General features: G+C 48.1%; 23 protein-coding genes and 1 pseudogene. 9 read left to right on the top strand and 15 right to left on the bottom strand.

Annotated elements, in window-relative coordinates:
* Positions 1–53 precede the first annotated feature (53 nt).
* The 4 genes from CFI03_RS10635 to CFI03_RS10620 all read right to left on the bottom strand — a co-directional run bounded on the left by CFI03_RS10635 (position 54) and on the right by CFI03_RS10620 (position 2,472).
* Positions 54–734: a DUF4386 domain-containing protein gene (locus CFI03_RS10635; RefSeq protein ID WP_248757383.1), complete on the bottom strand. Its 681-nt coding sequence runs from the start codon at positions 732–734 to the stop codon at positions 54–56.
* Between the two features lie 17 nt (positions 735–751).
* The gene (locus CFI03_RS10630; protein WP_248757382.1) at positions 752–976 is read right to left on the bottom strand and encodes a helix-turn-helix transcriptional regulator; all 225 of its coding nucleotides are present in this window, start codon (positions 974–976) and stop codon (positions 752–754) included.
* A 1-nt stretch (position 977) separates the two neighbouring features.
* Positions 978–1,424, bottom strand: coding sequence for a hypothetical protein (locus CFI03_RS10625; RefSeq protein ID WP_201008606.1), 447 nt, complete (start codon positions 1,422–1,424; stop codon positions 978–980).
* A 184-nt stretch (positions 1,425–1,608) separates the two neighbouring features.
* On the bottom strand, positions 1,609–2,472 hold the full coding sequence (locus tag CFI03_RS10620; protein WP_248757381.1) for a hypothetical protein: 864 nt from the start codon (positions 2,470–2,472) through the stop codon (positions 1,609–1,611).
* Positions 2,473–2,657: 185 nt separating this feature from the next.
* Here CFI03_RS10620 and CFI03_RS10615 point away from each other — a divergent pair, with 185 nt between their 5' ends.
* The 3 genes from CFI03_RS10615 to CFI03_RS10605 all read left to right on the top strand — a co-directional run bounded on the left by CFI03_RS10615 (position 2,658) and on the right by CFI03_RS10605 (position 6,343).
* Positions 2,658–3,494, top strand: coding sequence for a sulfurtransferase (locus CFI03_RS10615; RefSeq protein WP_248757380.1), 837 nt, complete (start codon positions 2,658–2,660; stop codon positions 3,492–3,494).
* Positions 3,495–3,962: 468 nt separating this feature from the next.
* Positions 3,963–4,658: a hypothetical protein gene (locus CFI03_RS10610; protein ID WP_248757379.1), complete on the top strand. Its 696-nt coding sequence runs from the start codon at positions 3,963–3,965 to the stop codon at positions 4,656–4,658.
* The gene (locus CFI03_RS10605) at positions 4,658–6,343 is read left to right on the top strand and encodes an ORC-CDC6 family AAA ATPase (protein ID WP_248757378.1); all 1,686 of its coding nucleotides are present in this window, start codon (positions 4,658–4,660) and stop codon (positions 6,341–6,343) included. Before CFI03_RS10610 ends, CFI03_RS10605 begins: the two co-directional genes overlap by 1 nt.
* A 341-nt stretch (positions 6,344–6,684) precedes the next feature.
* On the opposite strand, the gene CFI03_RS10600 is transcribed toward CFI03_RS10605, so the two are convergent.
* From CFI03_RS10600 to CFI03_RS10590, 3 genes are all read right to left on the bottom strand, one after another.
* The gene (locus CFI03_RS10600; RefSeq protein WP_248757377.1) at positions 6,685–7,293 is read right to left on the bottom strand and encodes a zf-HC2 domain-containing protein; all 609 of its coding nucleotides are present in this window, start codon (positions 7,291–7,293) and stop codon (positions 6,685–6,687) included.
* Positions 7,294–7,773 (bottom strand): RNA polymerase sigma factor, encoded by a 480-nt coding sequence (locus tag CFI03_RS10595; protein ID WP_248757376.1) that lies wholly within the window; start codon positions 7,771–7,773, stop codon positions 7,294–7,296.
* A 171-nt stretch (positions 7,774–7,944) separates the two neighbouring features.
* The gene (locus CFI03_RS10590) at positions 7,945–8,778 is read right to left on the bottom strand and encodes a phytanoyl-CoA dioxygenase family protein (RefSeq protein ID WP_248757375.1); all 834 of its coding nucleotides are present in this window, start codon (positions 8,776–8,778) and stop codon (positions 7,945–7,947) included.
* 165 nt (positions 8,779–8,943) lie between these two features.
* Between CFI03_RS10590 and CFI03_RS10585 the strand changes: the two genes are divergently transcribed.
* The 3 genes and pseudogenes from CFI03_RS10585 to CFI03_RS10575 all read left to right on the top strand — a co-directional run bounded on the left by CFI03_RS10585 (position 8,944) and on the right by CFI03_RS10575 (position 11,811).
* Positions 8,944–9,837, top strand: coding sequence for an AraC family transcriptional regulator (locus tag CFI03_RS10585; protein ID WP_248757374.1), 894 nt, complete (start codon positions 8,944–8,946; stop codon positions 9,835–9,837).
* 145 nt (positions 9,838–9,982) lie between these two features.
* Positions 9,983–11,023 carry an NADH:flavin oxidoreductase gene (locus tag CFI03_RS10580; protein ID WP_248757373.1) on the top strand — a complete coding sequence of 347 codons (1,041 nt, stop codon included), beginning with the start codon at positions 9,983–9,985 and terminating at the stop codon, positions 11,021–11,023.
* A 416-nt stretch (positions 11,024–11,439) separates the two neighbouring features.
* Positions 11,440–11,811: pseudogene (locus CFI03_RS10575) on the top strand (winged helix-turn-helix transcriptional regulator).
* Positions 11,812–11,843: 32 nt separating this feature from the next.
* Here the strand turns inward: CFI03_RS10575 and CFI03_RS10570 are convergent.
* Entirely contained in the window at positions 11,844–12,056 is a 213-nt protein-coding gene (locus CFI03_RS10570) for an alpha/beta hydrolase family protein (RefSeq protein ID WP_248757372.1), read from the bottom strand.
* A gap of 14 nt (positions 12,057–12,070) precedes the next feature.
* Here CFI03_RS10570 and CFI03_RS10565 point away from each other — a divergent pair, with 14 nt between their 5' ends.
* Positions 12,071–12,835: an AAC(3) family N-acetyltransferase gene (locus CFI03_RS10565; protein WP_248757371.1), complete on the top strand. Its 765-nt coding sequence runs from the start codon at positions 12,071–12,073 to the stop codon at positions 12,833–12,835.
* A gap of 540 nt (positions 12,836–13,375) precedes the next feature.
* Here the strand turns inward: CFI03_RS10565 and CFI03_RS10560 are convergent.
* The gene (locus CFI03_RS10560; RefSeq protein ID WP_248757370.1) at positions 13,376–14,134 is read right to left on the bottom strand and encodes a ThuA domain-containing protein; all 759 of its coding nucleotides are present in this window, start codon (positions 14,132–14,134) and stop codon (positions 13,376–13,378) included.
* Between the two features lie 159 nt (positions 14,135–14,293).
* Here CFI03_RS10560 and CFI03_RS10555 point away from each other — a divergent pair, with 159 nt between their 5' ends.
* Positions 14,294–15,922, top strand: coding sequence for a GMC oxidoreductase (locus CFI03_RS10555; protein WP_248757369.1), 1,629 nt, complete (start codon positions 14,294–14,296; stop codon positions 15,920–15,922).
* A gap of 66 nt (positions 15,923–15,988) precedes the next feature.
* Here the strand turns inward: CFI03_RS10555 and CFI03_RS10550 are convergent, their stop codons facing one another.
* The 6 genes from CFI03_RS10550 to CFI03_RS10525 form a co-directional block, all read right to left on the bottom strand.
* Complete coding sequence (locus tag CFI03_RS10550) at positions 15,989–17,545, bottom strand: GMC oxidoreductase (RefSeq protein WP_248757433.1); 1,557 nt, start codon at positions 17,543–17,545, stop codon at positions 15,989–15,991.
* Between the two features lie 96 nt (positions 17,546–17,641).
* Complete coding sequence (locus CFI03_RS10545) at positions 17,642–18,754, bottom strand: GerAB/ArcD/ProY family transporter (RefSeq protein WP_248757368.1); 1,113 nt, start codon at positions 18,752–18,754, stop codon at positions 17,642–17,644.
* Positions 18,751–18,996, bottom strand: a complete 246-nt coding sequence (locus tag CFI03_RS10540) for a hypothetical protein (RefSeq protein ID WP_248757367.1) — start codon at positions 18,994–18,996, stop codon at positions 18,751–18,753. Before CFI03_RS10540 ends, CFI03_RS10545 begins: the two co-directional genes overlap by 4 nt.
* 18 nt (positions 18,997–19,014) lie before the next feature.
* Positions 19,015–20,169, bottom strand: coding sequence for a Ger(x)C family spore germination protein (locus CFI03_RS10535; protein ID WP_248757366.1), 1,155 nt, complete (start codon positions 20,167–20,169; stop codon positions 19,015–19,017).
* A gap of 18 nt (positions 20,170–20,187) precedes the next feature.
* On the bottom strand, positions 20,188–21,783 hold the full coding sequence (locus CFI03_RS10530; protein ID WP_248757365.1) for a spore germination protein: 1,596 nt from the start codon (positions 21,781–21,783) through the stop codon (positions 20,188–20,190).
* A gap of 205 nt (positions 21,784–21,988) precedes the next feature.
* Positions 21,989–23,059, bottom strand: coding sequence for a YheC/YheD family endospore coat-associated protein (locus CFI03_RS10525; RefSeq protein ID WP_248757364.1), 1,071 nt, complete (start codon positions 23,057–23,059; stop codon positions 21,989–21,991).
* A 153-nt stretch (positions 23,060–23,212) separates the two neighbouring features.
* Here CFI03_RS10525 and CFI03_RS10520 point away from each other — a divergent pair, with 153 nt between their 5' ends.
* On the top strand, positions 23,213–24,550 hold the full coding sequence (locus CFI03_RS10520) for a YheC/YheD family endospore coat-associated protein (protein WP_248757363.1): 1,338 nt from the start codon (positions 23,213–23,215) through the stop codon (positions 24,548–24,550).
* The last annotated feature ends 1 nt before the right edge of the window (position 24,551 follow it).

The following is a 24,551-nucleotide window of genomic DNA, read 5'->3' as shown; positions in this document are numbered from 1 at the left end:
AAGGCCGGATTTCCTTGGTGGAATTCCGGCCTTTTTGGCATACGCGCAGCTCTTCAGAGCGCCGCTTTGTTAAAACCTTTCGCAATCAGCCAAACGGCCAGGATCATCTCGTTTGCCGCTACCGGCAGGGAGAGGAGACCGCCCCAGACCGACAGCTGAGAGAATACGCCAAACATTTCGAACAGCGAGGCGCTAAACACGAGTACGGCGCCGGTCATGCCAAGGATCGGAATGAAGCGGGGGACAAGCCCGGATTTGTAGAAAATGTAACTGTACAGCATCGTATTAATGCCGAGCAAGAAGTTAGGGCCAAGCATGAAGGTCCAGTCATGCACTGCCAGGAACAACGTTCCGGCAGCTTCGTAAGAAGCGGGATCGGGAGCGCCAGCGGAGACATATTGCCGGCTTAAGGTGACGAGGGACAGCATGCCGACTATACCAACTGTGATAACGACGGCCTCGAGCAGTCGGAAGCACACATGGCCGAGTGCGATGCTTTCGTTATATTTTTTCAGAAAAGGATACATCGTGACCGCGGTGCCAACGGCTGATGCGACAAGGATTAACTCCATTAATGCTCCGAGAATCACTTTATCAGCGTGCGCGGAGCCGTTCGTCAGGTAATTCGCGTGGTTAAGAATAGGGCCGTAGAACAGGAGCCCCAATACGGATGCTACGGCTGCGAGTATAAACAGGGTGCCGGTTACTTTAGGCGTTTTGGTTATGGAAACCATGTGTTGCCTCCTCATATTTATTGGCTCGTATCTTCCCCGTAGAAGAAGATCTCTTCGATTGGCAGTCCAAAAGCGTGTGAAATCCGGAAGGCTAGCTCGAGGGACGGGGAGTAGTTGCCTTTTTCCAATGCGACTATCGTTTGTCTCGTGACGCCGACCTTGTCAGCCAATTGCTGCTGTGTCATCTCGTTAAGATTAAATCGTAATTTGCGGATGTGGTTGCCGACAAGATTTTTAGCCATGTTAAACTCCTTTCCGGTAGTGGTACAGCTTCGTGATCGAACCGGTAACGTCCGACAGGAACCCGGAGGCAATCAGAATGAGGAACATTAGGTTCAGCGGCTGATCGGTAGCAAGAGACACCATAGCAAGCAGAAAACCGAGTATGAATAGGAAAAAAGAGTTCCGGTGTGCTTTCAACTCAATGAGTTTATCCAGCTCGTCGGCAAAGGCTGGTTCTTTCTCCCCGGTAGTGATCCGGAAGATGATATTGAAAATAATGCTGATCACAATATGCGCGATAATAGATACCAGCGTAAGGACCAACACGAAGGAGCCCCAGTAACGGATGCTTTCCTCAAGCGCCATTCCTTCCTCCGGGTACTGCGCGTACTTATACAGGCAATAGACGGCAAAAATAAGCACGGCGCTAATTAACGTGGTAATGCTTTTCTTCTCCTGATAGGTCAAGCGTTGTACCTCCTTGAATGGTAAAATAAGTTAAGTTCTATATACAAAATGTAATCTAAACTATACTCAATGTCAAGTTAACTTTACATGAATGGCAGGCCTATTTTTTCAGACGAAAAAAAGCCCTCCCACGCATAAAGCTTGGCGCTGGAGAGCCTTTGGATAAGGATTTATAAGATTCGGATTAGTAACGATCCATAATCAATTGGGTTTTCAGCGAATCCTGGGCAAGGAACCAGCCTTTGTTCTGCAGGTAAGTGACCAGCTCATCATGCTTGGCGGAAGCGGTTGTTGCGCTGTTTGTCTTGAAGGAAGCCTCAACGACATATTCCGTGCCAGTGCCTGCGGCGTTCTTAATAGGCCATACTTCGATGTACAGTTGCATACCGCTCCAAGTACCGATGGAACGTTTGGCGAGCACCGGACCGAAGTAACGGGAAGCTTGAAGCTTGTTCGTGCCCCAGTCGTTAGACAGCCAGTCATTGAATTTATCCGGCACGTTGTTAATCATCAGGCTGCGGGCGTCGCTGATCGACGGGAGATCCATGCCGCTGTAGCCGGACTTGCTGCCGCTTTTGCTGCGGGTGATGCTGAGCGTTTTCTTCTGATAACCCCATTCCACTTGGGCTTCGTAGTTCGTATCGCCGGAATTAAAACCATCGTTGTTCGCTTGCGTCAGCGCCGCGTTAATATCGTTATTGTTAATGGTGTAACGCTTCTTGTAGGATAATTCGAAGTTGTCTTCACCTTCCGTCTTGCGGATGCGGGTGCTCCAGCCGTTGTTGTAGATGTCTTTCGCGTTGGTATCAAGGAAGGCCACGTTCATCTTCGTTACCGTAGTTGGCATCGAGAAGGCGCTCAAGACCGAGCTGGTCAGCTTGAAATCCGAACCAAGCGTTGTGCTTGGATCCATCAGTAGCTTAACCTCGTAATCCGGAACCATGTTGCTTGCCGCATGCGCCTCGGAAGGGGCGATGCCGGCTTCGGTAACGAGCGCAGCACCCAATGCGATAATGACCGCTGCCGTACCGATGAAACGTTTGAACATAAATTCATCTCCTTTGATAAAATGTTGGAATAATGATTCCGAAGAAGATAATATCTATGAATTATTTGCGCATGATTATGCTTGTATGCAATATTTGTAAACGGAGATTCTAAGGGTTAGAAGATAGGGGCCGGAATCATGTATAATGCTCGTATAGCATACATAAGAAAGGCGGTTATTCCTTCATGAACAATATCGTATCGTTGAAATGGCTTCTTGCCCGCTTATATGAGACAGACCTCGTTATCGTCGACTGCCGGTTCCAGCTTGGCAAGCCGGACTTCGGCCGCGAGGCTTATGAAGCCTCCCACATTGCAGGTGCGGTGTATCTGGATTTGGAAAAGGACCTGTCCGCTCCAATCGACGAGCATGGCGGACGCCATCCGCTGCCTGATATTACGGATCTGACTATTGCGCTCAGCAAGGTTGGCATCAGCAACGAAACCCGCGTTGTCGCATACGACGACCAAGGCGGAGCATACGCTTCCCGTCTATGGTGGCTGCTGAAATACTTGGGCCATGAGCAAGTGTTCGTGCTGGACGAAGGCTTTACCGCTTGGCAAAATGCCGGCTTCCCGGTGAACGCGGAGCAGAAGACGCTTGTACCTGCGCGTTACCTTGCAACGGTGCAGCACAACATGCTGATTGAGATGGATGAAGTGAAAGAGAAGCTCGGCGCTGAGCATATCACGCTGATCGACTCCCGCGACGGCGCGCGTTACCGCGGCGAGGTTGAGCCACTCGATAAGAAGGCTGGCCATATCCCAGGCGCCATCAACCGTCTGTGGTCCGAAGGCAAAGGGGAAGACGGCAAGTGGAAAAACGCCGACGAGCAGGCAGCAAGATTCGAAGATCTGCCGAAGGATCAGGAGACGATCGTCTACTGCGGTTCCGGCGTAACGGCATGTCCGAACGTGCTGGCTTTGCAGGAAGCGGGCTTTACGAAGGTAAGGCTGTATGCGGGGAGTTGGAGTGATTGGATCTCCTATGAGGGGAATCCGATTGAGGTTGGGGAAGAGTAAGGGCTTCGCAGAATGTAAATTGTAAATACATCGCCAGGAAACTTATACGTCTTGGCGATGTATTTTTTTATGCTTGGAAGTCAAGATAGAGTCAACAATTAGTTTCAGAAAATGGTTGCATCTTGATTCTTCAAAATGCATTCTCATACTTTTTGTTTTATAACTTTTTCAACTTTCTAAGAACAAGGATGCATTGAATCAACAAATGAAGATTATACGGGGCAAGTCAACGAGAAGTCTAAATTAAAAATTGAAGTTTAATCACACTTATTTTTATTCTTAATAAATGGGAATGCAAACGGCATTGAAGATTTACACTCATCTTTAATGCCGTGTTTATGTGATTAAACATTACTTTATTTGTGTAAATTACTCTGAACTGTATGGAAAAATTTTTAGTAATTGTAGTGGATAAATTAAAATGATAAAATATTCCTATTGATATTTGACATATAGGAGAACTTGATAATGCAAGTTAATATTCGAGATTTAATGATACAATCGTCAGGGGCATTATCTGAAAATGCTTTAATGTCATTTAATGATAACTCTGATATATTTTCTGAAATGATGTTAGCGCTAGAAATGCTTAATCACTGGGAAATGAATTTAATTGATATAGAGCAGAATGTTGTATTAAAAGAAGTATGTTATGACATGTTGTCATCTTTGTACATATCTGCCCAAGGAATGTATAGAAATGCCTATATATGTCTAAGAAGTGCGCTCGAGCTTGGTTTAAGCTTCATTTATTTTGTTGATAGAAACTATGAATATTTATTGTGGAAGGTCAATGATTACGATATGAGATGGTCAACACTAAAGGACGAGAACACCGGTGTACTGTCTAAAAAATATCTTTCATTATTTTTAGGGGAGTATGATGTACAAGAACTTGTAGAAAGCGTTAAAGCTGCCTATAGAATGTGTTCTGAGTATGTTCATGGTAAGTTTCAATATATGCACACCATGGAGGGGGAAAAGATTCTATACCAACATGAAAAATTTGTTACTTGGTCTAGTATGTTTCTGGAAGTTGCCAAAATAATGAATACCTTGCTAGTAATACGATTTCAAAATGTTGCAAATAACTTTAGTGAAGATAAAAAGTTAAGTTTAAAGGAAATGCTCGTTGACTATCAACTTGGGGGTATAGTGATCTAATGTCTAGTTATAATTATGATGAAGAGTTTATATTCCGAACTGAAGATATAAAATCAAAAGATTTAGCAAACATATTTGTTGAGACCAAAATGGACAGGGATAATTTGAATTACCTCAAGGGAAAATCACCTGTGTTATTAGAAGGTAGTCGTGGAACTGGCAAAACAATGCTTTTGAGAGTTGCAGAAAAAGAATTAGATGATGATTTTGAATCTAAAAGAGAACTCGCTGTGTTTGTTAGCTTTAGTAAGGCAATTTTTGTGGATGCTACAAATGAAATAACCCATTTTAGAAACTGGATGTTTTCAAAGATATTGTTTGCACTTAAAAGAAAATTAGAAAAGAAGGGAGTTGCCTTAAGCAATTCCGGAATACTAGGGAAATATTTTACGTTCGTTGTAAACAAGGACGAGATAATCAAAAAACTTGATGAATTTATATATATACTAGAAAACTCGTGGCATAGTAAATCAAAAGGGGACTTTGACCAAATAAGTAGTTTATTTGGTGTGGAACCTGGTAGAGTGGGAGTTCTAAAAGAAACAGATTATTTTAAAGCGCTTGTAGAAGATATTTGCGAAGGCTGCGAAATTAGCCGAATTGTACTATTATTTGATGAGGCTTGTCATAATTTAATTCCTCTCCAACAACGAGAATTTTTCACGATGTTCAGAGACTTAAGGTGCCCATACATTAGTTGTAAAGCAGCAGTTTATCCAGGAATAACATCATATGGAACTTTCCAATCTTTTCATGATGCAATTGTTCAAAAAGTAGAGAGGGATATAACAAGTGATGATTACCTTATTAAAATGAGAGAAATGGTAAAGAATCAAGTGGATTCTCAAGTATACAAAATATTTGAGCAAAATGGTGAGAATTTCAACACGTTAATTTATGCAGCTTCTGGAAATCCAAGATTATTACTGAAAAGCCTATTTATTGCAAGTGAGGATTTGAAAAGTCTTAAAACTAATACAGTAAATTCTACAATTAAAAACTTTTATAGGACTAACATTTGGAATGAGCATACAAAACTGGGTGAAACGTATAATGGGCACAAAAAACTCATTGATTGGGGTAGATGGTTTGTTGAGAACAAAGTGCTTTCGGAAACTTTGATAAAGAATGATAAAAGAGTTATAGAAGAAAAGAACCAACAAACTATATATTTTGCAATTCATAGGGACGCACCGGAAGTTATAAAGCAGGCGGTAAGAATTTTACAGTATTCTGGGATAGTATCATTGCATACAGAAGGTACAAAAGTACGAACCGAGGTCTATGACAGATATCAGATAAACTTTGGTGTTGTGTTAGCATCCGAATCAAAAAGCACACCAATAAATAGATATAAAGAAATAATAACTGGATTATCAGTAAAGATATATACTGAATATGGAATTAATTCTCCGGCATACGAGAATACAGAGTCTTTAAGAGATATTAGTACAGAATTTGACTCTGCAGCTGTATTGAAAAGTCTTCTAAGTGCTTCTATAGATAATTTAGATATTACAAATTTCCAGTGTCAGACACTTAAAGACGCAGGATTTAATACGCTTGAAGATATTTTAAATGCAGACGAGAAGGATCTTCAAAGGGCATATTTAATTGGTCCAGTAAAATCCAGAAAAATATTTAATACAGCTTTTAACGCAACAATTGAATATATTTCAGGATAACTATACAGTACGAGTGGGTTCATAAGTTATACTTTTTTGCTTTTTAAATTGAATCGTTATGAGCCTTACTATTTCAGTTGTAGCGATTGGATCTCCTATGAGTGGAATTCGGCTGAGGTTGGGAAAGAGTAAGGGCGGAAGATGAATAACAGTATGTGAGGATCAGTACAGAGCAGGGCGAGGTGGGTGCCGCTGCTCTGTTTTTTTATAAGTTGGAGTACACTCCATGGAAGACTACAGCAATTTTTGCAAGGAATGATATGTAGTATTGAATTTCTGGCGGTTAGGATGTTGAAATAATCGATGGTATTCCCTTGCACCCTCCTATACACATAGAGGCACTAATTGTCATAGTTATCTGAAGTAAAAACAATGTCGCCGTCTCCTAACCGGAGAATGACTTTATAATCACGCTTGTTGAAGCTGTCAATTGTGCTACCAAACATAAAGGAATTATTATCGCCTTCCAGGATCGGTGAAGGTAGTAATTCATGAGGCTTTACAAGTACACCAACAACGGGCTTGATGCCATTGCTGTCTTTCTCACCATAAATCGGCTCTGTTTTTACAAGCAAGGCTTTACCGTTTGTAAGTTCCATATTTATTCGCCACGTGTCCCCCACAACACTGGTTGTATAAATGAGATCTGCCTTGCGGACAGGGGAGCCAATGGCGAAGAAGTAAGTAAACAGAGCAAATATCAACACGAGCACTGTAAATCCCGTAATCAATTTCTTTGTTGTTCTTTTTCTTACCTTCTTTAGAAAATTAATTTCCGTCTTTTCTACATGTAAATCCGAGTTCTCTATTGAAGCGGACAGCTTAGCATGTAGTGCACGGCATACTCCACATTCTTGCAAGTGTTGCTGGATATCATGCTCGGATTCCGTACTAAGCAAGCCGTCTATATAACTTGGCAAAAGGTCTTGGACAATATGGCATTTGATCATTTACAATACCTCCATTATTTTTTGTTTTGCCCGGTAGAAAGTGACCCGTGCCCAGTTTTCAGTTTTGCCAAGAATCTCACCTATTTCTGCGAAGGAAAATTCACCCGATATACGCATATGTACGATCTCTCGCATAGGTTCACTCAATTGGTGAATAGCTCGATACAAATCCATTTTGTTGCTTTGGAACAGGTGAGCTTCCTCTGGTGACATATTCGGCGAAGGGATATTCTCGTATAGCTCTTGGGTTGGATGCCTTTTTCTTTTTGCAAGTTCCTGATACCATACGTGCTTGGCGATCTGGCAGAGCCAAACACTTATTTTACAGGAGCTGTTATAGGTTTGAATTGAGTACACAGCGCGGTAAAATGTTTCCTCCGTTAATTCTTCAGCCAAATCTTCATCATGGGTTAGACTAAGTAAATATCGGTAGACACTTTTTGCATAATTTCTATAGATTTCCTCTATATCTTCCGCCACTTTCTCACTCCCTTCGACTATATATCCGATAAATTAACAGTTCGTTACAGTTAATTCTATTTTTATTTTTCTTAATAGTATACATGTTCACTCATCGTTGAGCCTTCACCCCTTACTGCCCGGACAACACAAAAAAAGCCGCGCTATCCGCGCGGCTCCCACCTAAAACCGTTAAACCTGTACCCCTTGTTTCCGGTACACCTCCGGGAAATGATCGCCCACGAGTAGCTCGCCCGGCTTTACGTTCACGTAGGAGAGCATGACGTGCTCGCCTACAGGCTCGTAGCGGGTGTGGCCCGGCATGTAGTGCACGGCGATGGCGCGGCGCTTCATCTCGGAGCGGTTGTGCGGGCTGCCGTGCCAAGTCAGGCAGTGGTGGTATCCCACTTGGCCTTTCTTGATCTCGAACGGCACGGCATTGACGACCGCGTTGTTCGGCAGCATCTCCGGCTGTTTATGGTACGGCATGAAGTCCGGCGTGTTCGCCAGATAACGCTGGTGATTGCCCCACTTGTGGCTGCCTGGCACCATCCACATGCAGCCGTTCTCGATCACGGCGTCGTCAAGCGCGACCCATGCGCTGACGAGATCGGCAGGCTGGATGATCGGCCATAGCGGATGATCCTGGTGCCAGTTCGTAGGACCGCCCGTAATCGGCGGCTTATATTGCACTTGGTCATGCCAGATGCGAAGCGAATTGGAATGGCACAGCTGCGCCACTTCCTCGCAGATAACCGAATGCGCGGCATGCTGGAGGAAACGATCGCTGGCTAGCCAGATATTAACGATCTGGACGACACTCTCGCTTGTAATCATTTTCATATTGTCATAGGGGGAATCCGAATCCAGCATGTTGCGATTCAAGACAGGCTTATTGACGGTCTCGCCGTTCATTACCTTATCCAGCTCCTCGCGAAGCTCCTCTACCTGGTCGTCGCTTAACACAACCCCGCCTTTTAGAAAACCGTTGTTTTCAAACTCCGCGATTTGTGCTTGACTTAACATAACAACTCCTCCTTAATAGTCAATCGAAAAATCAATCGAACTTGCGTTATGGCTTGATGTGCTAAGCATAGCGGAGTTTGCAAGCGGTGTATTTACAGATACGAAACAGGTCTTTGCACTTTTCAAATATCCTTGATCATTCCTGCCATGAGGTGATTTCGCCGTATGATCCAAGACCCGCCGCATTCCTATCCGGATATCGTCCTGGGCTCTATCGATGATCTGCAGCCAACGGTTAACTTTGCGAGTCGGGCTGAAGTGCCCGCCGCCGAGCAATGGGGGCCTCGCATCATCCCGGACTATCAGTTATTCTGCCTGCTCTCGGGCGAAGCGGAAATATGTATCGGCCAGGAGCAGTATACGCTGGCAGCAGGAGACAGCGCGCTGTACGGACCCCATTGTCCGCACCGAATTATCGCACGAACGGGTGCTGTCTTCATCGGTGTTCATTTTGCTTACCGGCAGTCATCGCCGGAGCCTGTCCATCCCGCATTCTCGATTGAAGCCTGCAGCGAGGAGAAGCTTCAAGCCAGTATTCGTCCCAGCTACAAGCTTGAGCTCCCAAGCAAAGAGCTGCTGGAGCTGCCGCCTTTTTTCACCAAGCCTGACCTCAAGCCGATCCTGATGCGGATTGTAAAAGAATACATGAACGAGCAGCCGGGCTACCGCATCGTGCTGCGATCATTAATGACAGAACTGATCACTGCCATCGTTCGCAGTCAGTTGACGACGCGGCCGAGTTCGCCGGAGCAGGACAAGATTGATCCTGCGCTCCAGGCGATCAATGAGCAGCCGGAGAAGAACTGGACCGTAAATGAGCTTGCAGCGCTATGCGGCTATCACGTCATTTATTTCTCATCGCTGTTTCGCAAATGCACCGGAGATAGCCCGAAGCAATATCTTATCAACGAACGTATCCGTAAAGCGAAATATTACCTGCTGAGCGGCGAGAAGATGGATGTGATCGCGGAGCGGCTTGGTTACGCCAGCGTCCATTATTTCTCCCGCAATTTTAAAGAGGAGACGGGTCTAACACCAACGGAATTCAAAAATGGATAGTCCAAACTCGATGCATCGATTACCGACGTTACGGTATCCTATGTTATTCTAGAACTATATCGATTGGATCTCCTAACGAGAATCCGATTACGCTTGTCGGTTTGCTAGTTTTAATAGATTCAACTTTTGATCGGGGGTAAAAACATTGTCAACTTCTACAGCCGTACAATCCTTGTTCCGTCCGTTTACTCTTGGGCAGCTTACACTGGCCAATCGCATTGTGATGGCGCCTATGACCCGCGCTATGTCTCCGAATGGGGTGCCTGGAGCGGATGTTGCCGCTTATTACCGCCGGAGAGCCGAGAATAATGTTGGCCTTATCATAACCGAAGGAACGGTGGTGAATCATCCGGATTCCTCAAACTCTAAGGATGTGCCTCACTTTTACGGTGAAGAAGCTTTAAAAGGCTGGGCTAACGTCGCAGCCGAGGTTCATGCCGCAGGAGGCAAAATTATGCCGCAAATCTGGCATATGGGAACGAAGAAGCAAGTGAATGACTATACCGAAGCCGAGATTACCGCTATCGTCCAAGCATTCGCCGACGCGGCCTTTGAAGCTAAGCGGATCGGCTTCGACGGCATAGAGCTCCACGGCGCGCACGGCTATCTGATCGACCAGTTCTTCTGGGAAAAGAGCAACCAGCGTACGGACCGTTACGGGGGCAGTCTGCTAGCCCGCACCCGATTCGCCGAAGAGGTCATCCGGGCTTGCCGCGAAGCTGTTGGGCCGGATTTCCCGATTGTGCTGCGAATTTCGCAGTGGAAAGAAAGGGAATACACCGTGAAGCTGGCTTATAATCCTGAAGAGCTGGAGCAATTTCTACAACCGCTGGTGGATGCAGAGGTGGATATTTTCCATTGCTCGACCCGCCGGTACTGGGAGCCTGAATTTGCCGGATCGGATTTGAATCTTGCGGGCTGGGTGAAACGGATCACCGGCAAACCGACGATTACCGTCGGCTCGGTTGGGCTCGATAGTGATTTCATGACCTTCTTCACAGAAGGAAAAAGCTCTGCCAATACAGGAATTGATGGGCTTGTGCAAAAGCTCGAAAATGATGAATTTGATCTGGTGGCGATCGGCAGGGCACTGCTGGTTGATCCGGCATGGGCCAGCAAAATCCGTGAAGGTAAATTGACTGAATTGGTGCCGTTCACGCCTGAAGCGCTGAAGACACTATTCTAAAAGAAGCGTATGTTGTAATCCGGAGCAGATTCTGCAGCTGGAGTGATTGGATCTCCTGCAGTGAGAATCCGATTGCGGTGGGGGAAGAGAAGAAGAATTAAGCGGTAATATAGTGTGTAGGAAAGGGTACATCGCGCATGTGGCGATGTACCCTTTCTGCTGTATTTAAACGTACCGAAGTCAACAATTAGAGTTAAAGATGAATCGCACCGGTCGTAGCACAAGCAGTTCAAAAATTTTTGTGTTGGAATGGGTAGAGGAGTTTTAAAGAGATCCACGACGGGTGTGCGATCGTTGAATAAAGCGTGTCAAAATGAGCTCTGAATTTGAACGTTTGGCTGGCATTCCCTCTTTGCGAGGAATACAATAGTTTCCATAATAGCCTAAGAAGGTTTTAATGTGGAGGGGTGGACTACATGAGCGAATTCGGCATATCCGACGGAGCGGAGTCGCCTTGCCATTATCGCAGAGCGTTGGAAGTCGTTTCTAGCAAATGGACCGTTCTCGTGTTCTACGAGCTGGAATTCGGTAAGAGAAGGTACAGCGACCTGAAGAAAAGGGTAGAAGGCGTAACGCAGAAAATGTTAACCTGAACCATGCGGCAGCTGGAGCGGGACGGCCTTGTCTCTCGCCATGTACATCCTACCGTTCTTCCCACTGTCGAATATGAGCTGACTCCATTAGGCTTAACATTAATCGCGCCAATGCGGGCCTTACATGAATGGACCGATGCCCACTATGATTCCGTCCTGCAAGCTAGAATGGTGTTCGACCAAGGGAACGTATAATTTTATAGCGGATATTCTTATAGCGCATCCCATTATACATGCCCCTGAAGCTCATTGTTGATTAGCAAGTATACATCATTACCATCCTCGAACACATCGGTCAAGGCATAGAACGTATGAATCATGCCCGGGTAGCGCTTCAGCTTCACCGGGATGCCATTGCTGATGCTGCAAATCAGCATTGCCGCCAGGGAAAAAGACTTGTCGTCATTAATAAGGGCGGGCTGTGATATTATTGGGGCCAAGGAGGGGGAAGATCATGCACACGGTAAAGAGCTTAGTGAAGCAATTAGAGAAGCTGGGCATTGATAGAAAAGGGACGTTGTTGGTCCATTCTTCAATGAAAAATATCGGGCTGGTTGAGGGGGGCGCTGACACAGTCTTAGACGCTTTTACACAGTACATGAAGGCTGGGCTATTGGTATTACCGACCCATACGTGGTCGTACATCCATGCAGATAATCCGAGATTTTACGTTGCTCAATCACCTTCCTGCGTCGGGATTCTTCCTGAACTTTTTCGAAAACGGTCCGGTGTAGTGCGTTCGCTCCATCCGACTCATTCGGTGGCAGCATTAGGTCGGGATGCAATAGAGTTCACAAAGGATGATCATCGTTTCAATACTCCATGTGCTAGAGAATCCGCCTGGGGGAAGCTGCTCGATCGAAGAGCGACCATACTGTTAGTTGGGGTCGATTTAAGGCGTAACACCTTTATTCATGGAGTCGAAGAGTGGGTGGACATACCAGGCAGGTTAACGAATCACGAAGAGATGCTGTACACGATATTACCCGATGGAACAGAAATCCCTGTACCTTCCCGCCGACATTGTGGATTGCCGTGGTCGGAACATTTTTGGAAAGTAGATAAGATCCTTGTAAGGAAAGGTGCGATGTATAAGGGGCAGCTTGGTGATGCCGAGGTAAGGGTCTGTGATGCGGCTGCGGTGGCGAAAGTGATAACTAAAATGCTCAGGGACAATCCGGATTTATTTTCGGATAATAATCCCTTGGATCATAAATGAAATTAAGCACCTCATAAAATACAACCACCCTTAAGCGCCAATAGAATTGGACGCTTAAGGGTATTTTTATACTCACACGTTATTTGAGAACTCTTTCTGGAGCCTCCTCGAAAGTAAGCTTAACAGGTGCGATTGTACCATCCTCGTTGAATATCATTCTGTCTATGCAGGTAACTCGGTGATTGGCATCCGTTTCTTCAAGAGGTCTCCGGTGGTAGACGATCCAATATTCGTCCGTTCCCGATATATGAAGAAATACGTGGTGACCTGCGCCGGTTGCCACGTCCTCCTGCTTTGCGAGCACGACGCAGATTAGCAGCTTAAAAGAACGAAGGAATCTAGTGCTTGCAAATTAACTCTCCCCTTTTAATGGTTGGTTTTGTTTCAGCTTTAGCAATGCTGCCTTCATTTATATGATTAGGCTCATCTCAGCATACCTAAAAATGATATAGATTTAATTAAGATCTAAGAGAGGTCAAAATAAATACATCGCCACGGAGCTTAGAAGCCCTGGCGATTTATTTTTTTATGAGCCGCTTCTTACCGGAACGGTACGTGCGGCGGCACATTGCCGTAAGTTGGCTGCACCCCGTGGGCTGTCGCCGCCCAGCGCACCGCATTGGCGATCACGTGCAGCACCTGTGCGTTGTAATAGGTCGGATAGGCTTGATCACCCGGCCTGAAGTAAAAAATTTTGCCCCGTCCGCGAAAGAACGAGCAGCCGCTCCGAAATACTTCCCCGCCCTGAAACCAGCTGATGAAGACGAGCTCGTCGGGAGCAGGAATGTCGAAGAATTCACCGTACATTTCCTCCGGCGCAAGATCGATGTACTGGCCGATCCCTTCCGTAATGGGATGGGCGGGATTGACGACCCACAGCACCTCGCGCTCCGCGTCGCTTCGCCATTTAAGATCGCATGTCGTACCCATCAGCTTCTGAAAAATCTTCGATCGATGCCCGGAATGGAGGACGATTAGTCCCATCCCGTTCAACACTCGCGCCTGAATCCGGTTCACGACAGCGTCCGAAACCTGATCATGCGCCAGATGCCCCCACCAGATCAGGACGTCCGTCTCGTTCAACGCTTGTTCCGTCAAGCCATGCTCCGGCTGGTCCAGGGTAGCGGTCCGAAGCAGAAACCCGTAGGCCCCGATACCGTGGGCAATCGCCATGTGTATGCCGTGAGGATAATTACGGGCGACGGGCGGTTCCGTTCGCTCTTGAATAAACTCGTTCCAAATCGTCACGCGGATGGGCCGCTTCCCGTAAGCCATGCCGTTTCCGGCCGTTCCTTGCATCGCTAGGTTCCTCCCCATAGTGTTCTCGTTCCGGTTTTCCTCGATATCACTCCAGACATAACCAACACTGGCTTTTCATACCTTTTAAGGATAGGAATGCGAAAGGAAAGGCTGGTGGATCGTTTGAGAATATGCGTTGGAGGCTCCGGGGAAACGCTCATGTCGATTTCGTCCCGATATGGAATCGGTCTCGGTCAGTTAAAAGCGCTGAATCCCCAAATTCCTTCCGCCGACATAAGTATTGAAGGACTCATTGTCAACCTTCCCCTACAGCGCCAATCGGCAGGTGCCTCTGCAGAGAGCCGGGTTGTCGCCCCATTTTGCCCGCCTGTGCCGCAGTCCCAATTCTTCAGTACATGGATTCCCGTTACGACGGCGGAAAAGATGGCCAAGCAGGAATACGATGTCCTTGTTATCGGTACCGGAGCCGGAGGCGGCGCCTCCATATGGCGTCTGTGCGAGCAGTTGGCAGGCAGCGGCAAGCGGATCGGAGTCGTGGAACGGGGAGATCTGTTCTTGCCCACCAATGTATCGAATATTCCGACGATGAACGGCGCCAACTTCCGGTTATACGCGCCTCCGGAAATGAAAATGATTGGCAACAGGCTCCCGGAATACGCCGGAGCCAAGGTCGTTTACGCGCTTGGAGGGAGAACGCTATTCTGGGGTGCGGTTACTCCACGCATGCCGCTATCCGAGCTTGCTAAATGGCCGGTACCGATTGAAGAAATGGACTTGTATTATAAAATAGCCGAGCAAGTCATGAACGTAACGACCTCGTACACGCAGGACTCTTCCATCACGGAAGTGTTGCTGAATCGATTATGGGCACACGGCTATCCTGAAGCAGACAAGCTTCCGATTGCCGCGGATCTCGCGCAGACGAGCTATGGGAAGCTGCACTCCAATGTGCTGTTCAGCTCCATTACATTTCTTGCCAGGGCGCTTAGCAGGCGTCCTTTCGATCTGGCCGTCAACACGCCGGCCGTGGAAGTCGTGACGGATAAAGGAAAAGTGGCCGGCGTCAAGGTGATGACGCTGGACAAAGGTCCGTTCATGATCCGGTCTAAGCATGTTATCGTATCGGCCAGCGCCCTTCAGACGCCCCGCATCCTGCTCAATTCGGGCATACCGGGACGGTCGATCGGCCATTATTTGACCAATCACTCGTATCTGGTCGCGACCGCCAGCGTCAGCACCAAAGGCTTCGACGATCCGGTTGGGGCACTCGGAATCATCATACCGCAAACGGAAGGCCGGCCATATCAGCTGCAGCTGCAGGGACCAGAGCAATATTTCAACTACCATTTCGACCATAAGCCGATCAAGACCGAATGGGGCATCAGCTTCTTTTACGCATCAGGCCTGGTGGAGTCCCGTTACGAGAATTATGTCTATATAGAGCCGGGCAATCGGGATGAGTACGGCTTGCCGGAAATCCAGGTGAAATTCGCATACAGTTCCAAGGACGAAGCCGTCGTGCAGGAGATGTATGCCGCTATGCAGCGGGCTGCCGAGCGCATGCAGGTCGATATAGCCACGTTGGATGGCACTCCAGCCATTTGCTTCTTCACGCCGGGCACCGATTATCACGAAAGCGGCACCTGTCGGATGGGTGTCGATCCGGACACGTCGGCAACCAACCTCTACGGGGAAATTCACGGTGTATCCGGGCTTTTTATAGCCGATAACAGCGTTCTCCCAACGATCGGAGCTGCCAATCCGACATTATCGACCGTAGCGTTGGCGATCCGGACGGCAGACCATATCGTCAGGCGTTTGGGATAAAGCTGCTTTCAGCATATTCAGCTTCCGTTAGCTGGGAGTCTGTAACCATTGTTGTTAATTTTCAGGTCAGGGGCGGCTAGCGGAGCCGGGAACCTGGCCGTCAAATCGGGCAATGATATCCGCCGTGCGAATGGCGAGGGCAATTGTTGTCAGTGTCTGATTCTCGGCTCCGGTGTCCGGCAGCGCGCTGTTATCCGCCACGAACAGGCCGGAGATGCCGCGGACTTGACAGTACCGGTCGGCTGCGGAGGTGGAAGGGTCGTCTCCGATTCGACATGTGCCCGCATCATGATGCAAGTCCCCAAGCGGCGTCAAGCATATGGCCGGCCGGTTATTCCGTGGAGCCAAACGTATGCCTGCCGCCGCGGCCATATGCCGGATTCCGTTCGCCATTTGGCCGACTACGTTCCAATCGGCCGGTGTTAACGAGAAATGCACCTTGATTTCCGGAATGCCGTATTCGTCTGTTTTGCCGGGATTGAGCTCGATCCGGTTCTCATAACGGGATTGAACCTTTCCATACCCTAACATATCGACGTCTGTTTCCGTTTCCAACGGCCTTTCTACAGCAACAGGGTACCAGTAAAAGGCTTCCGGTCCTGTAAGCAGGACAGAGTATGGCCGTTCCGTCGTTTGCGGGATTGCGATATTGAGAGGACCGGGGGGAGAAGGAAAGCCGGCTGTGTTGACTCTTCCCGTCGCCTGCACGAACGTTTGATTCGTCAAAAAATGACCAAGCGCCTGATTTCGAATGCCTGAATAAAGCAGCAGGCGGGGCGTTTCGAACGTGCTCGCGCATACGACGACCGTCCTGGCTCGGAGTGTATAGGATTCTTTATCCGGCGTCATGACATGGACCCCGGCAACTTTGCCTTGATCTTGGAGGATTTGTACGGCTCGTGCATTGATCGCCAGATCGAATGGCCTCGTATTCAGCGCTCTGGCCATTAATGAAATGGAGCTGGTGAACATATCGGTATGAATGCGTCCGAATGATTGCGGCTCGATATCGGCGGCGATTGGCAGCGGAGACGCTTTGGAGAATCCGCGCATCCAGAGCCGCTCGAGCAGGATATTCGTAAATGAAGAGCCTTGAGCGAAGGAGGGGGTGACGTGCATCACCTGCTCCGCTATGCCGTAATAGCTTTCCAGTTCATTTACCGGAATGGGCCATTTCGCCAGATCCCACTCGTTCATCCGCGGCGTGAACGTGTACCAGAACAGCGTTCTTCCCCCTAGCGCGAAGAGCTGCCGGGCTCCCGGATAATCCGGGTTCGAGCCGGGCAACGGCTTGGAGAGATGAGTGAAATAGCTGACCAGGCGCTCCTGATTCATTGTCGGCAAGTTCCGCGCATGCATCTGCAGCTCCTGATTTCCCCGCTCAATAATACCGATCCGCTTCCGCTGTCTTTTCCAATGCTCGCATAGTCGCCACAAAACGGCACCTCCGCCGGCACCGGAGCCTATGATGAGGACATCGTAATCGGTCTGAGCCATTTCCTCTAGAGGCGTGAGTGGGATCCAGTTAGACAGCTCCGGCACAGGTCCGGTTGGACAAACGGGGAGTGGTTCTGGCGGCGCGGCAGCCGCAGTGAACATCCTTTTTGGTTCATTGTCACGCATTCTCAAACTGATCACTTCCTAACCGGATTATCCGATGGGAGTTGGATTAAACCAACTCATCTATATTCCACCGATCCGGATATAATGACAAAGTGGCTAAGAAGAATGCTGGGGCTCACTGAAAAGCTCCTTGACGGCAGAAACCCCTGCGATGATTAGAAGCGGAAGCACATAGACAACGGCAACCCAAAGCGGATGCACGATAAAGACCAGCTCCTCCCATCGTTTGGCGTTACTCGGCATCGTTAAGGCCAGCAAGAAGACCGCAAGACAGATCGGATTGGTCAGCAGACGGTCGTTTTTCAGCTTGAACAGCTCGGTTATGATGAGCTGAATCGCAAAAAGCGTAATCGCCGCCTTCATCAGAGAACCGGCTATCAAGGCCAACCCTATAACGGCTTCGACCCGCTCGATGATATCGCCGACCTCGATCATTTGCGCGATGACAAATACGGAGAACCTCTTCTCCGTAGCCATCGGTCCGAGCTCCATAATCGTACAAAGGGTCGAGATGATCAAGGTGGCTGCGTTCGCCAGCAGGGCCCAGAAGAGGGCCTTCTTAAGTGGCTTCGTCTGTTTCGCACGCGAAAAAGGCAGCAGCATGGCGAACAGAACCACCTCTCCATACGGGAATCCAGCTGTTAAATAGGCTCCGAGCAGCGTAGGTTTAATGCCTACCGGAAAAACCGGACGCAGAAACTCCGGGTGATATTGCGGAATCAGGAGGAGCAGCACAATGGCCCAAAACCCCATGACGAACACGATTAATATACTGAACATCCGGGCCATTGATTCGATGCCTGACCGCAAGAGCAGCGCGGCAAGAAAGTAGAGCATCCCCATGAATATGTAGTTCGGTGTCTCGGGCAGCATCATGCTGGTCATAAAAGCCGAAACGTCGATAATGATGCCGGATGCCATATGCAGCGCCATGGTCAGCATGGCGCAGGCCAGGATTACGGTAGGCCAGCGGCCGATCGTCTTGTTGCTTATGGCGATTAACGTCAATCCGGGATTCTTGTCATGCAAATAAAAAATGATGAGGAGCAGCAGGGCGCCGAAGGAAGCCGAAATGAGGATTGACAGCCATGCCGCATTAAATGCCATTGAAATGAGCGGACCCGGGATAACGATCTTGGCTGATCCGGTTACATATGCGAAATATAATACCGCCATTTGTGAAATGCTGATCGTCTCAAGTTTCTTCATATCGGCTTCACGGTAAGAAACTCAACGATCATTCTGGCCGGACGGGTCAAGGTGAGATCGACAAGGGCATGGATATCAGGCAGTTCCGGTTTAATAAGATAATCGACGCTAAGATATAGCGAAATCACGATAATCCCGAAATAGATCATCTTGGAGCGAACCTGAGCATCGCTTAGATTATGGATATCCGTGCCAAGCGTAAGGACGTAGCTTATTATCAGAACCATTATTTTCTCCAGCATCCGTATCCTCCTCCTTGATTACTTGGCGCTGACCGGTTTCCCCACTGTCGTTAACGTATGGGTAATATCGGCCGTAACCTCGATTTCAAAATCGGCATCCGCGTAACGTTCGCGCCATGTTTCTTTCCACTCTTTCCATACTTTCGTATGGTTGCGGTAGAGCGTATTGCCTAGCCCGATCACGTCGATTTGCCGTTCCTGCGTGAACCGTATCGTTTCCATCAGCTGTTTTTCCATCTCCTCCTTCAATCTTTGCTGGAAATGGATCTCGTCTTCGCGCTTGTCCAATCTGCTGCACTTCAACTCGCTAATGTTACCGATGATCAGAACCTTCACGTTCACTTTAAGTTTGTCCGGATTCAGAACGGGAGTAATTTTCGTCCGTGTATTGTGCGTTTCAACCGCTTCAACCTTCGGCTTCTTATTATTGTCGGAGCGTTCGCAAGGAAGTCGCAGAGCCCCGTGCTTGAATTGATTCGTGAGCATAAGAATATTCTCGGTTTGGTTGCCGGTAAGCGTCCCGATCATCTTGCCGTCCTTAATCATGGCAGCGCCCGGCAGGATTACGCCTTCTTTCCGTTCTATTGCGTACGGAAGGATGATGTCGGGAACCTGGCTTTTTAGGGCCTGTGCCAACTGAAGCAGGCTGACAGCAGGAACTTTCCCCGATTCGCGGAGTCCTATTTCCTGCATCCGCTTCATTTGGTGAGTGACGGTTTGTTCGATCAGAGGTTTAATCTCAAGATACTTGCTTGCATTCCCCTTTGAGATCACCACTTTCGTGCTCATACGCGTTTCATGATCGCGGTAAAACTCATCGAGAAGCGAAAGAAGCGGTGTTTTACCGGCCGTTTCATCATCGATAATAATGACCCGAATATGGCTCCACTGGGCTTTCCGTCCAAGATGAAGCGTAATGTCGCGAACGGCATCAAATACGGACTCGCTTTTGGTTTCAATATTGACATAAGGCTCGGCCTGTTTGCCTCCTTGAGCGCCGGCCTTTTGCCCCGGTTTATAGATCTGGACAGCAAGCTTGATTTTGTCCGACTTGATCTGGTCAATGGCGGCTCCAAGAACAAAAGCTTTCTCCGGTAATTCGGCTCTATTCCAACATCCGGTAATTATCATTGTGGCAAGCCAAAGCATAATAAGCTGCTGCAGCCATTTCATTAAGCCATCATTCCTTTGCTATTCGGAATGTTGCGGCGCCGATCTGGAAGCCCGTTTGCGTCGAGGCGAGCGGTCCATGTACTTGATCGGCGCGCGGATGAACGTATCAAGCAGCTGGTGAGGACTGAACGGCTGCAGCGCGCCCAGAAAGGGCTGTCCCAATGAACGCAGCGTCACCATATGCCATAAGATCACCAAAAGCCCAAACAATAGCCCAAATCCTCCAAACGATGCCGAAAGCGCCATTAATGGGAATCTAAGGATCCGCAAAGCAATCGCCATGTTATACTGTGGAATCGCGAATGAGGCAATTCCCGTCAACGCAACGATAATGACCATCATCGGGGAAGCGAGTCCGGCGTTGATGGCTGCCTCGCCGATGACGAGGGCGCCAACGATGCTGACGGCGGAACCGACGGGGCGGGGAAGCCGGATTCCGGCTTCGCGAAGCAGCTCGAAAAAAAATTCCATGATCAGCGCTTCAACGAATGCCGGGAACGGAATGCCTTCGCGGGAATCTAATATCGTCAGCAGCAGCACTGTAGGAATCATTTCGGAATGAAATGTCGTCACGGCGATGTAAATGCTAGGCAGCGTCAAAGCCATGAAGAACGCGAGGACGCGAAGCCAGCGGATTAAACTCGAATAGACGGTGCGCTGATAATAATCTTCGCTCGACTGCAGCAGCTCTATAAACAGCCCTGGACAAATGAGCATGGTTCCGGTTCCCTGTACCAGCACGACGATTTTGCCGTCAAGCAATGCGGCGACAGCCACGTCCGGACGCTCTGTTACGCGAAACTGGGGAAATGGCGAATACATCGAATCTTGGATTAATTCCTCGACATAGGATGTCTCCAGCACTTCCATCGATTTCGTTGCTTCCATGCGTTCTCTGAATTCGGCCAGCATTTCCGGGTCGACGCTTCCCTCCAGATAGCAGTACGCGATCTTCGTCCGGGTCTCGCCGCCCGAGTTTAACGTTTCCAGCTTAAACAACGGACTTTTCAAGCGGATCCGAAGCAAACCGATGTTTATATTCATATTCTCGACCGTGCTTTCCCGCGGTCCTTGAACGGACGGTTCACTAATCGGCTCGGTGATCTGCCTGGTCTCCAGTCCTGAAGCCTGGAACACGATCGCTTTGTCCCAGCCTTCAAAAAAAATGACTAGATTCCCGTCCAGAATATGATCCACGAGCGTGTCGAAATCATTTTCCAGACTCGCCGACTCGGCAGAAACAACATCATCTTCGAAATATTGAATGATGCTTTCCGTTGTCACTTCCGTCCCTGGACCGACCTCGTGAGTTACCAGGTCTTGGAGCACGGATTTCATATAATTGAGCTTCTTTTTCTGGACGATGGTGCCGAAGTAGACGGATAACGCCTGCCGCGACATATTCGGACCAAATTTCCAAGCCCAATAACTCAAGTCGCTGCAGCTCTTGAAGACCTCTTCCAGCAGCTGGCGATTAACTTCAAGCTGCTTGGATATCGGCTTCGCCGGCTGAGCGGTTTGATTTGGTTGTTGTAACTGTGTTTCACGACTTACAGCGTCTCCGGTTTGATTCGTTGTTATATCGCTAGTGTTGCTGTCTGAAATATTTGGCATATAGATCACCACCTGGTGTTATTATGCAATCAATGGAAATAAGTATGCATTCGAGGCGTGCCGGCGCGTCAGGGGATTACGTTTACTGGAGGCGGACTGTCTACGATATCTGCGATCTATGGCATACATAGAATAAGAAAAGAGCCGGGAAGGGATTATTTCCAAGGCTCTTCTTGTTTGATCATTAATATTCCGGAAATGTCATTTATCGCCTTCGCCGTACTTTTCCTCCCGATAGCCTTCTATGCAAGAAGCCCGCATAATAAATCGGAAGCTGCAGGCTTTGTTTGAACACTTTTGGAGATGCGGCCCGCTTAAACACCTCTTTGCCGGGTATGGCGTTAGCCTCGATGATCCAGATATGGGACTGACGGTCAATTCCGAAATCGAGGCCAAGCTCGACCAGCCGTTTTTGCAAGGATCGTTCCAGCTGCGTGGCTATTTCAAAGGCTAACTCCCGAAGCTTTTGCTCCAGTCTTAATGCCCGCGTATGGCCGAATTGTTTGCTTAAGAAAGAGATAATCTCCTTCGCGCTGCCTTCAGTAGCTAGATTTGAAGTAATATTGCCCGCTTTCCCTAGCCGTACCCCCATCCCGGTCAGATGCCATTGTCCAAGTTCATTCTTCTGAATGAGTACGCGGATATCGTAGACTCTGTTGGCAGCATCCGTTATATCCACCCATTTCTGAACGAGATAATTCCGTTTGCTGCGCAGCTGGGCAAGCTTCCTCTGTAAACCCTCTTTAGATAAGGGTAGTCTCTGCTTTTTATTTTCCTCTATCACATATTTCCCGTTCCTATAGGACAGCTTCAATATCCCCGTTCCTTTATGGGTGCCAAGAGGTTTGATAATAACTTTGTTATATTTATGCAGCATCGTATGCACGGCTTGATTATGGCTTAACAGCAGAGTAGGGATGAGATAGGGGCGAAGCCTGCTGTTTACCGAGAGATGTTTATGGATGCTCCATTTATCGTTACCCAGCCAATCCCCCGCAAAAGGAATGCCGATGTTCTCTTTCACTTGTCTGGCTTCCCTCAGCATTCGGCCGCTATAGATGCCCCGATCATAGATGATAGAAGGATACGGGGACTTCGGCTCATAGCGCCAGTGATTATTCTCATAGACCCATCCGGCAACGGTTCGATTTCTCCGGTCGACATGATTAGGCTTAAACAATAATAACCTGTCAAACCCGGCCGCCCGAATGGCCTTGGCCTGCCATTTAAAAACGCCTGTGTTCATCCGATCCCACATGATTCCGAGAGTTGCCACGAATAAAGCCTCCCCTCCTTGATCTAATCACAGTGTATGAATGAAGGGGGGAAAGGACACAGGGCCCAATTATGATTAACAAAGTAACACTGCGGAACGCGAATAATAGACTAATGAATAGCTGATTTCTTAGGGGAGGAAAGGATTCTAACCATGATCAAGATACGCAGTCGTTCCTCTCTGCCTTCCGATACAGTCCTGGTTGCCCCGGCATTCCTGAAGAATTGGAGTTTATCCCAAAATCAAAGTCTCCTTCTCCAATTCGGCATTACGACCCATCCGATTAAATTGATGACCTCAGAGAAGGTGCCTCAAGGCCAAATGCTCGTCTCTCATGCCTGCGTGAATACATTAAAGATACCGGCAGAGGGACAATTACAAGTCCGTAAGGACGGAAATAGGCTAATCGTCGGTCCTTATATCGGTATTCTTGTTGATAAAATAAAAGGCAGTCTGCCCTTTAAGAATCTACTCCATTACGCGAAGACACACCGTAACGTGAAAGGGGCGCTGCTGGCTTTTTCACCGGAAGCCGTTAATCTTCGGACAAAGACGATTCACGGGTTTATGTATTCACCTGCAAAGAAGACCTGGATCTACGGTCAATACCGATATCCTTCGTCCATTATTAACAAGTCGTTAACCGGTACACCGTTAATGACCCATTTTCAAAACAGCCTGGGAAAAACAGTCTTTAATAATTTTCGGCTGGATAAATGGAGCATGCACAAGCTCCTCTCCCGGAGCGGAAGCATCAGAGCCCATCTGCCCAGAACCATTCTATATCAGAGTCCGCAGGACATTGCCCGAATGCTTGAGCAAAGCGACGAGGTCTATATGAAGCCGGTTCAAGGATCATTCGGGAGCCATATTCTCAAGCTGTCCAAACAAAATCATAAAATCGCGGTTACGCATAAAGGCTCATTGAGGAAGGTTTTTCGCAATGTGCAGGAGCTGAGTCAATTCCTTCGGAAACAAAATCATCATTCCGGGTATTTGATTCAAGACAGAATAAAGCTGGTCTCCTCCAAAGAGCGTCTCATCGATTTCCGGTTAATCCTGGTGAAAGACGGGCAAGGAAATTGGCAGCGGATGGGGATTATCGCAAGGCAAGGACCCCGGAGGTCCATTGTCAGCAACATATCCAAAGGCGGAACAGCCATGGAGGGGAAACGGGCGCTTCGAAGGATTCTGCATAAGGGAGAAGCCGAAGCTGGAGCTGTCTGTCGCAGGATGGAAAAGATCGCTCGGAATATCGCTAAGCAGCTGGTGTCATCGGGCTATCATGCCGCAAATTTGGGCTTTGACTTTGCTCTTGATACACGGAATAAATTGTGGATTATCGAGGTTAATCATAACGACCCCAATCATACGATCGCTTTGGACGCAGGGGAGACGCAAATGTTCCATCGGACGATTAGGGCCAATATGCAGTATGCCAAAAAACTAGCCGGCTTCGGCACAAGCCATCCGTTGAAAGGAAGGCCGTAAT

It is taken from the genome of Paenibacillus sp. ATY16, from assembly GCF_003399985.2.
GTDB classification, from domain to species: domain Bacteria; phylum Bacillota; class Bacilli; order Paenibacillales; family Paenibacillaceae; genus Pristimantibacillus; species Pristimantibacillus glycanilyticus.
This window is presented reverse-complemented; position numbering and strand designations above follow the sequence as displayed.